The sequence below is a fragment of the Nocardia sp. NPDC051911 genome (genome assembly GCF_040681035.1).
Lineage (GTDB): Bacteria > Actinomycetota > Actinomycetes > Mycobacteriales > Mycobacteriaceae > Nocardia > Nocardia sichangensis.
This window is the reverse complement of the sequence record NZ_JBFAXY010000030.1, coordinates 74,576-88,791: the sequence shown is the minus strand read 5'-3', so window position 1 is coordinate 88,791 and position 14,216 is coordinate 74,576. Positions and strand designations below refer to the sequence as shown.

Genomic DNA, 14,216 nt, shown 5'->3' with positions numbered 1-14,216 from the left:
TGACCGTAACTCCCCGGTTGCCTATTTGAAATCGCCCTGCGTTTTTTCCTCGTTATCGCAGAGTCGGTGCCCGATGCTTTTGGCTGGTACGGCTCCACCTGAGATGAGGGATTGCAGGACATGAGGATGAGGAAGCTCGCCGTGGTGGCGGCGCTGGTGACCATTGCGACCGGAGTGGCCGCTGGTACGTCCGGTGCCGCCCCGGCAGAAGAAAACGCGGAAAGCGCAATCAATTTCACCGCGCACGCGACCGATACCCAGTCGATCATCGAAATCGACGCGGGCTCGCTGGTGGTCGAGAACGAGGTGCTCGAGGTGAAGGCCTCCAACGGTACCGTGCTCGCCGCGCAGCCGCTGCGGTTTCAGCTCGACGACTTCGAATTCCCGATCGCCGCAGCCATTTCCGGTCGCACCGCGACGCTGACGCCGGTGTTCGACCGGGAACACGCGGTCTACAAGCCGGTCGCTCTGCCGTACGAGGACAAGGCGCCGTGGAAGACCGAGTACGACCGTGAGGTCGCCGCTTGGACCCGTCTGACCAGCACGATCGCCGCCGGTGCGACCATCGGCACGCTCGTCGGCGGCCTGGCGGGCGGCGCCATCGGTTGCGTGCTCGGCGGCATCGCGGGCGCGACCGTCGCCTCCGCCGCGATCGTCGGCCTGTTCGGCGCGTTCATCCCGGCGGCGGCCATCGGCTGCCTCGGCGGCATCATCGCCGTCGGCGCGCTCGGCACCCTCGCGGGTCAGATCCTGATCACCGCCCCGGTCGCCATCGGCGCCGCGATCCAGTACTTCACGACGATCAATCAGCCGTTCATCGCACCGAAGTAATCCTTCCGCGTGAAAAGACTCCGCTCTGCCCGTCTTCCGGGTGAGCGGGGTCTTTTTCGCGTGCTCGCGACCTGGGGAAACAATGTGCGTGTGCACACAGCGGCGCGTCGAGGGTTGGTGCGTCGGGCAAATCGGTGTTAATTTTAATGACATGTCTGCCGGCCGATGGAACCTCCTGCGCGTCACTTACGTGACCGCCGCGTTGGGTCTGCGGCTGCCGTTGACACGCGAACTGTGTCGCCTCTCTTGCTGCAGCTGAGCTGTTTTTCCTGCTCGTTTGCTGCCTCGCCGCCCATGTAGGCATGTCCCGTTCGATTACGGGACTTCAGCAAGGATCTGCACAATGTCCCTTCCCACCCTTGAACGATCCGTCTCCAGGGTTGCGGGCAGCCGTGCCCGCGTCCAGCGCCCGGTTGTCGCCCCTGAACTCCGCATCGGCGACAATCCGGCGGCCGCGGTGCTGCGCTCCGCGACCGGTGGCCCCGTCTCCCGCGACAATGCCGCGCGCACAACGGGTTTGAGCATCGCCACGGTCAACCGCCAGGTCTCCGCACTACTCGCGGCCGGCCTGCTGCGGGAACGTCCCGACCTGACGGCCTCGGGTGCGGTCGGACGCCCCCGCGTCCCCTTCGAAATCGATCACGACGCCTACCTGACCATCGGCATCCACATCGGCGCCGCGGTCACCAAGATCGTCGCCGCCGATCTGCGCGGCCGCATCCTCGGCGGCTTGGCCATCGCGACGCCGCAGACCGGCCAGGAATTCGCCACCACCACCGTCGCCCGCAGCGCCAAAGCGTTCCTGCAGCGCTGGCACCGGCGCAAAGCGCTGTGGGCCGGTGTCGCGATCGGTGGCCGAGTCGACCCGCTGACCGGCGTCGTCGACCACCCGAAGCTGGAATGGCGTGGCGCGCAGGTAGGTTCGGTGCTCGGCGAGGTGCTGGAGTTGCCCGTCTCGGTCGCGCCGCACGTCGAGGCGATGGCAGGCTCGGAGCTGTTGCTGCCCACCGGTGAGCCCAAAGACCAGGCCCGCGTCGAGCGGGGCAGCAGCCTGTATTTCTACGTGCGTGAAACCGCCGGTATCGCGGTGACTTTGGACGGTCGCGTGCACACGCCGAGCAACGGTCCAGGATCGATCGCGCACCTGCCCACCGGTTCGGACGTCGAATGCACCTGCGGACGGCGTGGCTGCTTGGAGGTGACCGTCGGTGATCGGTCGCTGCACTCCAGGGCCGTCGGTCGCGGCATCATCCCGGCGCACAACGGAACCGCGGGCTCGACCATCGCGGATCTGTATCGCGCGGCGGAGGCAGGTTCGGAATCCGCGCGCGAGCTGCTCGCCGAGCGGGCCACCATCCTCGGCCACACCGTGGCGATGGTGCGCGACATGCTCAACCCTGATCGGGTGATCCTCGGTGGCCAGGCCTTCACCGGCTATCGCCCGGCGGTAGCGCATGTGGCGCGTGCGTTCAACCAGGGTTCGACGCTGCCGCCCACCGATATTCGCATCAGCGGATTCGGCGGCAAGGTACAGGAATACGCCGCCGTGGTGACCTCGCTGAGCGTCCTCTACGCCGATCCGCTGGCCGCAGTCCGGCGAACCGCGTTGACCGACTGAGCAATACGACGAAGGGCGACCGGACGTGCTGTCCGGTCGCCCTTTTCGTGCGTGTGGGGCGTTTACCGATGCGGGTCGCCCGCGGTCGCGAACAAGCCTTCCAACGCCGTGATGAAGAACGGGAAGTGGCTTGCGAAGCGTTGCAAGTTGCGGTCGCGTTCGAAGCCGCCGAACCAGTAGAGGCCCGGTTGCGCGTCGGCCGACGGATCGAGGTCGCGGAAGGCCCGGATCCAATTGTCGGCCCGCGCACCGAGCACCGTGAACGGCAGGGCGCGAGAGAACACGGTCTCCTGGTCGATCGGCGGGATATGTTCGCGCCGCGTGGTCTCCAGGCCGCGCTGGAGCGCGCGGATCTGCCGGGCGAGTTCCAGCCCCCGGGTCGTCCGCACCGGCAGGTACTTCGGGGAGAGCAGAGTCGCGACACCGCCGAGCGCGATGGCGACACCGACCAAGGCGTGCCCCGAGGTGAGCGCGAGCGCTACGGTCACCGCGATACCCGCGACCACCAGCGCGCCACCGAGCCACACCGCGATGCCGGGACGGCGGCGATCGAGGAAGTTGCCGCGGGCGACGGCGTCGGCGATCAGTGCGGCGCGAACCGGACCGGAGGTCATCCGCCCCGGCGCGCGCAGCTCACCCAGTGTCACGGCGTCGGCGCCACCGGGCAGCAGTGCCTGGTAGACGGCCTTCTCGTAGTCGCGCAGCTGATCGTCGGGCGTATTCACCCGGGTGATCCGCCAGTCGCTGTCGCTGAGCGGCGTGATCCGGATGTACCGGCGCACCGCGAGATCCACCACCGTGGCGGCGATGTCTACCGGATCGACATACCCGTCCAGCAGCAGGCCGGCCTCGCCGGGCAGCGCGCCCTCGGGTGAGGTGAACTGCACTCGATCGCCTTCGCGCAGCAGCGGGTCGATCGTCTCCGTGTCGCCGCCCACCGTCGCGTCCTGGCGGCGGGCGCGCAGCACGAAGACGACCAGGATCGCCAGCGCGAGCAGCAGGACACCGAACGCCACGAGCACCGGGGCGGTGATCGCGAAGGGGCCCGCGTCGCCGCCGCCGCGCACGTCGGCGTTGCTCGGCACGGTGCCGGGCGGCAATTGCAGCGTCAGGTCGATCGCGTCGCCCTTGTGCAGGTCGGTTTGCTCGAGAAAGAGGACGCCGTCGGACTCGATCTTGACGTCGGCGCACGGGCGGGTGTTGCCGGGCGGGCCGAGTTTGCAGTCCACGATGCCCATTTCGAAGCTCGGGCTGATCAGCGAGGCGCTGATGGACGCGATGTCGGCGCCCAGCACGCCGAGCCAATGGAACACCTGGGTGCCCGGCGCGTCACTGACGGTGTTCTGCACGGAGTACTGGAAGGTGGACTTGCCCGGCCGCGCCTCGATGGTGAACTGGTCGTTCGCGACCGTCGCGGTGCCAGGGCCTTCGGTGTTCACATCGGTGACCCGAAAGACGCGCTCGGCGTCGTCGCTCACCTTCAGCCGCAGTGGAAGCGACATCCGGAACGATCCGTCCGTCGGCACCGAAATCTGTTCGACGACCTCGAGGACACCCTCGCGATTCAGCTTCAGATCGGCGGTGATGGTCACGCCGTCGGGTGCGGGCTGGGCTTGGGCGACCGGGGCCGCCGCGAACATTGCCGCGATGGCGAGAAGCAGCGCGCCTAGGGCGGCCCCCCGAAAAGTCAGCATGGCTGCCTACTTTAGACAGCTTGCTATTCTGCGTCAGCGGCTGTCGGCGATCACTGAGACGAGGGGGTACGGGGGCGTGACACAACCACCGTACGGACACGGACCGGTCCCGCACAGGGGGCGTCCGGTTCCTCCGCCGCCCGGCTACGGTGCGCCCTATGGACCACGCCCCGGTTACGGTCCGCCACCTGGATACGGCCCGCCGCCCGGATACGGCCCGCCGCCGGGGTATGCCCAGCCCGGTTACGGACCGCCAGCGGGTTACGGCTCTCCGGTCCCTCCGCCGATGCCCTATGGTCCGCCCGGACGGCCTCCTTACCCGCCGCGGCGCAAACGCGGTGGCGGTGGATGGGTGGTGCTGCTGATCGTCATCGTGTTCCTGGTCGCGGCGGGGCTGGTGCGCAACGCGATCTCGGTGGGACGCGGCGACAACGACGCGTCCGGCCCGCGACCGAGTTTCACGTTCGACGCCCAGCCGGACGGCTCGACCGGACCGTCGGAAACCGGAACCAACCCGTTGCTGTCCGATCCGAGCACGACACTCGTTCCGGCGCGATGCGACTACTCGCCGTGGGGCACCCAGGTCGACGCCGCCCGCAAGTTCTTCGAAAGCGCCGCGTCGTGCCTGGAGTCCGCGTGGAAACCCGTGTTGCGCGAGGCGAATCTGCCGTTCCAGCCGCCGTCGCTGAACGTCAGCGCGACCACGTCGGGCATAACCACGCCGTGCACCGGCTCGACCAGCAATTTCGCGGCGTTCTACTGCCCGGCGAACAAGACCATCTACATGCCGATCAGCCAGTTGCAGACGGACTACTTCAAGGACAACTGGGTGGTCTACCTCTCGGTCTTCGCGCACGAGTACGGACACCATGTGCAGGCGATGTCCGGCATTCTGCGCAAGGCCAACAGCGATCGGGCCGACGCCGGGCCGCGCACCGCCAAGGGATTGGAACTGTCCCGGCGAGTCGAATTGCAGGCCAATTGTTTCGACGGCATGTACCTCTCCTCGTCGTCGAAAGGCGGCTCGCTGACCGATCCGCAGATCACCGTGGCCCGCAAGGACGCCTATGGGCGCGGCGACCAAGCCGGGGACATGCGCGACCACGGGTCCGCCGAGAACGGCGGTCAGTGGTTCGAGACCGGACTGAACAGGAACCGTGCGGCCCAGTGCAATACGTTCACCGCGTCGGCGGGCTCGGTCAGCTGACGCGCCGAGCGGGCACTCGCCCCGCGGTGGTCATCCGGTCCGGCTCAGGCCGGGCGAAGGGCGGCAGCGCTCCCCGGTGAGATAGTCCGCGATACCGCCCCGAGCCGGTGCCGATTGCCGGGAGTGGCCCCATCGATCAGAGCTTCGGATCGTCGTCGAGCGTGCGATCGGGATGTGGACGTCCGAAATGCCCCTCACCGAGGCGGCGGGGCGCGTGTCCGTGCACCCCTTCCGCATATGCCGTCTCGGCGTGCAGGGCGAAGTCGATCCCGGCGGTCTCGTCCTCCTTGCTGACGCGGAAGCCGACGAGCCGGTCGATGCCCTTGCCGAGCGCGAAGGAGACGCCGAAGGCGTAGGCCGCGACGACCAGCACCGCCACCAGCTGCTTGCCGAGCTGGGCGAGTCCACCGCCGAAGAACAGCCCATCGGCGCCGCCGGTCATCACCGCGGTGGCGAGCAAGCCGATCAGCACGGTGCCGACGACTCCACCGGCGAAGTGCACGCCGACCACGTCGAGTGAATCGTCGTAACCGGCCTTGAACTTCCAGCCCACCGCGAACGAGCACACCACGCCCGCGGCCAGCCCGACCAGCACCGCGCCCAGGGTGTTGACCGACCCGCACGAGGGCGTGATGGCGACCAGGCCCGCCACCACGCCGGAGGCGGCGCCGAAGGTGGTCGGCCTGCCGTCGCGGATCTGCTCGACCGCCAGCCAGCCGAGCATGCCGAGGCAGCCCGCCACCAGCGTGTTCAGGAAGACGGCCGCGGCGAGGCCGTTGGCCGCCAGCGCCGAACCGGCGTTGAAGCCGAACCAGCCGAACCACAGCAGGCCGACGCCGAGCAGCACGAAGGGCAGATTGTGCGGGCGCATCGCGTCGGTCCGGAATCCGATGCGGGGGCCGAGCACGAGCGCGAGGGCCAGGGCCGACGCGCCGGAGGCGATCTCCACCACCAGTCCACCCGCGTAGTCCAGCGCGCCGAACCGCGCGAGCCAGCCGTCCGGGCCCCACACCCAGTGGGCGATCGGCGCGTACACCGCCAGCGCCCACACCGGCACGAAGATCATCCACGCGGAGAATTTGGCGCGGTCGGCGATGGCGCCGCTGATCAGCGCTGCGGTCAGGACGGCGAAGGCGAGCTGGAACGTGACGAACAACAACTCCGGCACCGAGCCGTGCACCGAACCCGGATCGATGCCCGCCATGCCCAGGTGATCGAGGCCGCCGATCAGGCCGCCGCCCGCGTCCGCGCCGAACGCCAGGCTGTAGCCGAAAAGTAGCCAGGCCACGGTCACCAGCGGGATCGCGATGAAGTTCATCATCAGCATGTTGAGCACGCCGGTCGAGCGCACCATCCCGCCGTAGAAAATGGCCAGGCCGGGGGTCATCAGCAAGACGAGGGCCGTGCTGATCAGCAGCCAAGCGGTGGCCGCGGGGTCGATGGTCGGGGACACGGGTTACTCCTTCCGCGCGAATGCGCTGCGAGGAAGTTACCGAATGGTCGCTCGCGGGCCGACAACAGATCGGGAAAGTGTGACTCCCGGATCAGGCGGAGGGCTGATCCTTCCGGACACCGCGCAGCCACGCCGCGACCGCGTCCGGCGTGGGCGGGTCCGCGCCGACCAGGTCGAGCACGGTGTAGCCGATGCATGCCGCGCCCATCACGCGTGAGGCGGTCGCTTCCGCGTCACCCCAGGGTAGGAAGGGTTTGGCGAGCAGGAGGGAGGCGATGCCGTGACCCACCGACCACAGCTCCAGCACGATCGGCAGCGGGTCGCGCGGCGCGATCGTCCCCTCGTCCATGCACTTGCGCACGGTGGCCGCGAAATGCTGGAAGGCCCCGCTGGTGAGGACCTGATCCACCGCTCCTCCGGTCTCGGTGGGCGCGGTCGCCAGCCGGTACTGCTCGGGATGCTCTAGGGCGAAACGGACGTAGGCCATGCCTTGGTCGTGCAGCTGGGTCAACGGAGAGGTCGCGGGGTCGGTGGCGGCCCGGATCGCGTCGGCGAGGTCTTCGAAGACCTTGGCCACGACCGCCTCGAGGAGCTCGTCCTTATCGGCGAAGTGCCGGTAGATCGACGGCGCGCTCACCCCGACCAGCTTGCTCACCGCCCGGATCGAGACGGCGTCGGCGTGCCCGGTGCTGGTGAGCAGCTCGGCCGTGGCCCGCAGGATCTCGTCGCGCAACTGGGCTCCGGAACCGCGCGGCGACCGCGGACGCCTCCCACCGATCATGCGCGTCCCGCGGTTTCCAGCGGGCGTGCTGCGGTGTCCTCCTCGCCCTCGGTCAACCCGATCTTGGCGTGCAGGCGGGCCAGGGGTGCGGGCGCCCACCAATTGGCCGGACCGAGCAGGCGCATGAGCGCGGGCGCGAGCAAGCCGCGGATGAGCGTGGCGTCGGCGAGCACGGTCAGCGTGAGGCCGAGCCCGAGCAGCTGCATGAACGACACCTTCGCGGTCACCAGGGCACCGAGCACGATGGCCATCAGCACGGCGGCGGCGGTGAAGATCCGGCCCGTGCGCGCCAGGCCGATCGCGACCGCGCGGGTGTTGTCGTGCGTGGCCAGCCATTCCTCGCGCACCCGCGACAGCAGGAACACCTCGTAATCCATGGACAGGCCGAAGGCCAGGCAGAACATCAGGATCGGCATGGTCGGCACCAAGTATCCGACCGCGGTGAAACCGAGCAGGCCCGACAGGTGGCCTTCCTGGAACACCCACACCATCGCGCCGAACGCGGCGGCCAGCGACAAGGTGTTCAGCACGAGCGCTTTGACCGGCAGCACGACGCTGCCGGTGAACAGGAACAACACGACGAACGTGGTCAGCGCGATCAAGGCGGCGGCGAGCGGGAGCCGGGCGGCCAATGCCTGCAGCGAGTCGGCGTTGGCCGCCGCGGCGCCGCCGTAGAGCGCGTCACCCGGTGCGGGGACCGCCCGGATCGCTTTCAGCTGACGGTCACCGGCGGGCGAGAAGGGGTCGAGTTTGGTCGCGACGCTCAAGTAGGTCCCGGTGGCGTTGATCATTCCGGGCGGCGGCGGCGCGACTCGCGCGCCGGTCACGTAGACGCCCGCGGCCGAAAGCACCGCGGGCACGCCGTCCACCTTGGACAGTTGCCCGGCGTATCCGCCGAGGGCCGCGCTGTCGCCGCGATAGCCGTCCAGCACGATCGTGGTGCTGGCGACCGGATCGGCCTGGGGGAACTCGGTCCGCAGGGCGTCGCCGACCTGACGGCTGGCGGCGGAGTCCGGCAGCACCCGATCGTCTGGATAACCGAACTTGACCGAGAGGAACGGCGCGCCCAGCGCGAGCAGCAGCGCGATGATCGCGACCGCGACCGGCGCGGCGTGCCGCATCACCACGCCGGCCAGCCGGTACCAGGCGGTGTCTTCCGGCGCCTGCGGACCGGGTGCGGGCGCGCCGCGACCGAACAGGCGGCGCAGCGGAGCCCGCAGGTCGAGGGAGTTCACCCGATGGCCGAGCAGCACCAGCGCCGCGGGCAACACCACGATCGACGCGATCGCCGCGGCGGCGACCACCGCGACGCCCGCGTACGCGAAGCTTTTCAGGAAGTACAGGTCGAACACGCTCAGGACGGCCATCGAGAGCGCGACGGTGAGCGCGGAGAACAGCACGGTGCGCCCCGCGGTCTGCACGGACCGGATGGTGGCCGCGGCTGGATCCAAGCCGTTGGCGAGTTCTTCCCGGAAACGGCTGACGATGAACAGGCTGGAGTCGATGGCCAGCGCCAGCCCCATCGCCGTCGTCATGTTCAGCGCGTAGATGGAGACATCGGTGAACAGCGTGAACATACGCAGCAGCGCCAGCGTCGCGAGAATGGCGAACACCCCGATGGCCAACGGGAGGGACGCGGCGACGAGGCTGCCGAACACCAGGATCAGCACGATCATCGACAGCGGCACCGCGACGCCCTCGGCCAGCGCGAGGTCGCGGGTGGTCTGCTCGGTGACGTCGTGATAGATCGCGGCGATGCCGCCTTGGCGCACGGTGATGCCGTTGGAGACGCCCGCGAACTGCCGTTCCAGGTCGCTCGCGGTCTGCTGCACCTGGGTCTCGTCGCCTTCGATGTAGGCAACCACCAAGGCGCTCTTGCCGTCGGTGCTGCGTAACGCGTTCGCCAGCGGCTGCGGCGTGGTCCAGTAGGACTGGACGCCCTGGACGTCCGTGCGGGATTTGAGCGAGTCGGCCAGCACTGTGCCCGCCGCCTTGGTGGCCGGATCGTCCGCGCCCCCGTCCGAGCTGACCAGCAGGACGAAATTGGGCGCCGCCCCGGCGAAGTTGTCCGCGATCAACTGGGCGACGCGAGCGGACTCGGCATTGGCGGAGGTGAAACCGCCCGATTTCAAGTGCGCGGGCGCGGTAGCGCCGAAGACGCCGCAGAGCACGGCGACCGCGAGCGCCGCGGCCAGCACGGTACGGGGAGATCGGGTGATGAATCGGGCCATCCGGGTCAGCATCGCGGCTCCGCTCGCTAGGTTAACGGCGTTAGAGTAACGTCGTTAACCTATGCTGTCGAACTCGCACGACGCGCCCGAGGTCAACCGCGGGACTTACGGATGGCCCGCAAGCCCCTTCGGCCGGGCACGGGAAGGTCGTCGCACATTTCCACCCATTCCGCGGTGGTCAGCCACAGCTGCTGGGCGCGGGCATCGGCGGTGTTGTGGAAGATCCGGCGGCCCCGGTCGTCGCGCAGTTCTTGCGCGACCACCGACCAGCGCGGCGGGCGGCCGTGCTCGGCCTGGTAGTCCGCCAGATACGTCGCGATCGCGGTGCCGATGGTGTTCACGGGACGCAGCGACACCCGGTTGCCGTACTGCGCCGCGTAAAAACGCCGCGCCGCGCACAGGGACCGGGGATTGGCGTTGGAGGCGATCCACCCCGCGCGCTGCGCGCGCTCGATGAGCCAGAGGTGTTTGACCGCCGACGGCGCGATATTGCCGACGCGGGTGCGGATCAGCGTCATGATCTGCTCGGTGCACAGCACGTCACGGCGGGTGGGGCCGTAGCCGTGCGCGGTCCAGTGCGCGTCCGCGAGTTTGGCGAGCACCCGGCCGAAGTCGTCGATGCTGCGCTGGGCGCGGCGGCCGAGGCGTTCGATGCGCTCGGCCTCGCGGCGCATCTCGTTCTGCGCGGTCAGGGTGCGGATCGCCGCCATGGTTGGCACCTGGCCGCGTTCGAGAAGTTCGAGGATGGCGGCGGCGGTGGCTGGATCGGCGGCCGCGGTCACCGGCAGCGAGTCGCGCTTGATCGCGAACTCCTGGGGACTGATGGCGCGGCTCAAGAGGGCGACGGCGGAGCGGTCGCCTGCGAAATCGGTGCTGGAGAGCCAGGCGGCGGCGATGTCGTCACACGACACGTGGACGGTCCTCCGGTGGAAGTGGGGATTGGCGCTGGTCACCCGTTGGCGGAGCTTTGTTGGTTGTGCCCCGGTCGGGATGAGGGACCGGCCGGGGTCACCAACCTGATGAAGGTTTGGCTACCGAAGTTGCCGTCTGCCACGTTAGCCAGACGATTGCATCGATGTCACCCATGGTGACGGTTTCGTTATTTCCAAAAAGTGGAGGTAAATCGGGGTCGGAGTCCATCTTTTCCGGCCGCGACGGGATGCCGCGGCGGGTGCGTCCGGTATTCGCACGTGCAGGATAAGTGATAGCTCTGAGGTTGCTGTTGCGCATGTCCCGGTCGGCCGTCGAAGAAGGCGACGCGCATGTTGTGACTTGGATCACATTTATCGACGACCGTGTGCGGCTGATCCGGGCGGTAGGCGGGCATGCGCGTTGTCGGTGGTCGCCGGTAACCTCTGGCCGTGGCTCTGTACCGGAAGTACCGACCGGCAACATTCGCTGAGGTGGTGGGTCAGGAGCACGTCACCGACCCGCTGAGTACCGCGCTCGACACGGGGCGGATCAGCCATGCCTATCTGTTCTCCGGTCCGCGCGGCTGCGGCAAGACGTCTTCCGCGCGCATCCTCGCCCGATCGTTGAACTGTGCGCAAGGGCCCACTTCGACGCCATGCGGCACCTGCCCGTCGTGTGTGGCGCTCGGGCCGGGCGGCCCGGGAAACTTGGATGTCATCGAACTCGACGCCGCGAGCCACGGCGGTGTCGACGACACCAGGGAATTGCGGGACCGCGCCTTCTACGCGCCCGCGGAGTCCAGGTACCGCGTGTTCATCGTCGACGAGGCGCACATGGTGACCACCGCCGGGTTCAACGCGCTGCTCAAGATCGTCGAGGAGCCACCCGCGCACCTGATCTTCATCTTCGCGACCACCGAGCCGGACAAGGTGCTGCCGACCATCCGTTCGCGCACGCATCACTATCCGTTCCGGCTGCTGCCGCCCGCCACCATGCGCGGACTGCTCGGGCGGATCTGCGAGCAGGAGCACGTGCCGGTCGAAGAAGCCGTGTACCCCTTGGTGATTCGCGCGGGCGGCGGTTCACCGCGCGACAGCCTGAGCGTGCTGGACCAGCTGCTGGCCGGCGCAGGCCCCGAGGGCGTCACGTATGCCCGCGCGGTCTCGCTGCTCGGTGTCACCGACGTGGCGCTGATCGACGACGCGGTCGAAGCGCTGGCCGCCGACGACGGCGCAACCTTGTTCGGCACCGTCGACCGGGTGATGGAGGCGGGCCACGATCCGCGCCGTTTCGCCGTCGACCTGCTCGATCGCTTCCGCGACTTGATCCTCCTGCGGGCGGTGCCCGACGCCACCGAACGCGGCCTGGTCACCGGCCCCGGCGACGTGCTCGACCGGATGCGCGATCAGGCCGAGCGATTGGGTTCGGCCACCTTGACCCGCTACGCCCAGCTGCTGCACGAAGGTCTCGGGGAGATGCGCGGCGCCACAGCGCCGCGACTGCTGCTCGAAGTCGTCTGCGCGCGCATGTTGCTGCCCTCGGTGTCCGACGCGGAATCCGCCACCCTGCAACGGTTGGAACGGCTCGAGCGCGGTCTGGCCGGTGGTTCCATCGCCCCGGCGCCCGCCGCGTCGTCGGCGCAGGCTCCCGCGCCGTCGCCTGCGGCTGGTTCGCCGTCGGACCCGCCTCGTCGCCGAGGTGCCGAGGCGCTGGCCGCGATTCGTCGCGAGAACCGCGGGGGTGACCGCTCGGGAAGCGCTGCGGAAACCGGTGGTTCGGCGCATGTCGGGGCAGGGGAGCGTGCCGGAGGCGCATCCGCGGGTGCGGGGAATGTCGATGACACGACGCCGGTCGGTGGTGGGCGAGCCGAGAATCCGTCTGCCGATACGGCGGGCTCCAGTGCCGGTGCGGAATTCCCGGGTGCCGGAGGCGGGCGTCCGACGGAGCCTGTCGTTGGCGAGTCGGTCGCACCGGGTTCGCCTGCGCAAGGGGGTACGGATCGCCCTGTGCGGGTGGACGAACCGGATTTCGCCGAATCCGGTGGTGCGGCAGGAATGACGCCGCGGCGAGAGGCGAGTGCGACCATCGAATCGAGTGCTCCGCAACGCGGGACGGCAGGCTCGCCGTCTGCGTCATCCGCCGCCGCGCGCGATGCGAGCGCGATGCCGGGCGATCTCTCGTCCGAAACCGAAGAGGCACGAATGCCTTCCGACCTTTCGGCGACGTCTGAGCGCGGATCGTCGGAGCAGGAAACGAATGCGCGGGCGGCCTCGTCGGTCGTCGATCCGGCCGCCGGGCGACAGCAAGGGACCGATCCGGCTGCCGGACGGGGTTCTACCGCCGGGCGGGAGCAAGGGGCAGATGCGGCTGCCGGACGGGGTTCTGCTGTGGGGCGGGAGCAAGGGGCTGATGCGGCTGCCGGACGGGGTTCTGCTGTGGGGCGGGGGCGCGGGGCTGATTCGGCTGCCGAGCAGGGATCTGCTGCCGGGCGGGAGCAAGCGGCCGGCCAGGCTGCCGGGCGGGGTTCTGCTGCCGGGGGCGAGCGCGGGGCTGATTCGGCTGCCGAGCGGACCGTCGGGCACGGCGATCAGGCTCGGTCCGCCGCGCCGGCGTCTCATGCGACCGGTTCGTCCGCGCAGGAGTTCGCCGCCGGTCCTGTTGCCACACCGAGCGCTGATCTGTTGCGGGAAGTGGAAGCCGCCTGGGCGGACATTCGCGCCAAAGTGCGTGAGTTCGGTGCGGCCGTGCAGGCGATGCTCGCCGGTGCGTCGGTCGCCCGGGTGGAGGGCGAGGTCATCGTCTTCGCGCACCAGCACGCGCCGCTGGCCAAGCGCCTGTCCGATCCGCGCAACCTGGAGGCGGTCCGGTCGGCAGTACGGGCGGTGCTCGGCCGCGACCACGAGGTCCGCTGGGAAGCGGGCGGCGCCGCGCCACGGCCCGCCGCCGCGCCGCGATCGGGCGGTGCCGCGAACCGACCCCGCGGGCAGGCGGGCAACCAGCCTGGACGTGAATCCGGCAACGCGGCGACCCGTGGTTCGGCCGCGCCCGCGCCGCGCTTCTCCCGCCCGAGTCAGGCGAAGAACGCGAACGCCGACAAGGCCGGCGGCGCGGGGCGTTCCGGCGCAGGCGGCGCCGACAAGCGCCCGTATCCCGCGGACGACGATATCCCGCCGCCCGACTACCCCGACCTACCCGACGACCCCGGCCCCGCGGACTATCCGCGGTACGACGCCGGGCCGAGCGCGGGCGACGCGTCGACCGACCTGGACTGGGACGGGGCCCGGGTCATTCCCGCCTCGACCCCGGAAGAGGAGCAGGAGATGATGGCAGCCGCGGCCGATCCGGTGGCTCCCGGCGACCGTCGCGACCCGGACGAGGTCGCCCTCGAATTGCTGAAGAGTGAGCTGGGTGCCACACGATTGGATGGTTGACAACCACCGTTCTCGCAACGTTAAGTTAACCGGAGTTCGCACTCCACGGTAGTATGGA

General features: G+C 69.3%; 9 protein-coding genes. 4 read left to right on the top strand and 5 right to left on the bottom strand.

What is annotated here, in order from left to right:
- Positions 1–120: 120 nt before the first annotated feature.
- Both AB0L97_RS29870 and AB0L97_RS29865 read left to right on the top strand, forming a co-directional pair.
- On the top strand, positions 121–831 hold the full coding sequence (locus AB0L97_RS29870; RefSeq protein WP_364435950.1) for a hypothetical protein: 711 nt from the start codon (positions 121–123) through the stop codon (positions 829–831).
- Positions 832–1,174: 343 nt separating this feature from the next.
- Positions 1,175–2,449 (top strand): ROK family protein, encoded by a 1,275-nt coding sequence (locus AB0L97_RS29865; RefSeq protein WP_356963410.1) that lies wholly within the window; start codon positions 1,175–1,177, stop codon positions 2,447–2,449.
- 62 nt (positions 2,450–2,511) lie between these two features.
- On the opposite strand, the gene AB0L97_RS29860 is transcribed toward AB0L97_RS29865, so the two are convergent.
- Positions 2,512–4,143 (bottom strand): DUF2207 domain-containing protein, encoded by a 1,632-nt coding sequence (locus AB0L97_RS29860; RefSeq protein ID WP_364435946.1) that lies wholly within the window; start codon positions 4,141–4,143, stop codon positions 2,512–2,514.
- A 352-nt stretch (positions 4,144–4,495) separates the two neighbouring features.
- On the opposite strand from AB0L97_RS29860, the gene AB0L97_RS29855 reads away from it, so the two are divergent.
- Complete coding sequence (locus AB0L97_RS29855) at positions 4,496–5,350, top strand: neutral zinc metallopeptidase (RefSeq protein WP_364435943.1); 855 nt, start codon at positions 4,496–4,498, stop codon at positions 5,348–5,350.
- Positions 5,351–5,486: 136 nt separating this feature from the next.
- Here AB0L97_RS29855 and AB0L97_RS29850 read toward each other — a convergent pair whose 3' ends face one another.
- The 4 genes from AB0L97_RS29850 to AB0L97_RS29835 form a co-directional block, all read right to left on the bottom strand.
- Entirely contained in the window at positions 5,487–6,803 is a 1,317-nt protein-coding gene (locus AB0L97_RS29850; protein ID WP_356963413.1) for an ammonium transporter, read from the bottom strand.
- Positions 6,804–6,894: 91 nt separating this feature from the next.
- Complete coding sequence (locus tag AB0L97_RS29845) at positions 6,895–7,536, bottom strand: TetR/AcrR family transcriptional regulator (RefSeq protein ID WP_356963414.1); 642 nt, start codon at positions 7,534–7,536, stop codon at positions 6,895–6,897.
- Between the two features lie 44 nt (positions 7,537–7,580).
- Positions 7,581–9,827 (bottom strand): MMPL family transporter, encoded by a 2,247-nt coding sequence (locus tag AB0L97_RS29840; protein ID WP_364435938.1) that lies wholly within the window; start codon positions 9,825–9,827, stop codon positions 7,581–7,583.
- A gap of 80 nt (positions 9,828–9,907) precedes the next feature.
- Complete coding sequence (locus tag AB0L97_RS29835) at positions 9,908–10,726, bottom strand: hypothetical protein (RefSeq protein ID WP_356963416.1); 819 nt, start codon at positions 10,724–10,726, stop codon at positions 9,908–9,910.
- A gap of 450 nt (positions 10,727–11,176) precedes the next feature.
- Here AB0L97_RS29835 and AB0L97_RS29830 point away from each other — a divergent pair, with 450 nt between their 5' ends.
- Complete coding sequence (locus AB0L97_RS29830; protein ID WP_364435935.1) at positions 11,177–14,158, top strand: DNA polymerase III subunit gamma and tau; 2,982 nt, start codon at positions 11,177–11,179, stop codon at positions 14,156–14,158.
- Positions 14,159–14,216: the final 58 nt, after the last annotated feature.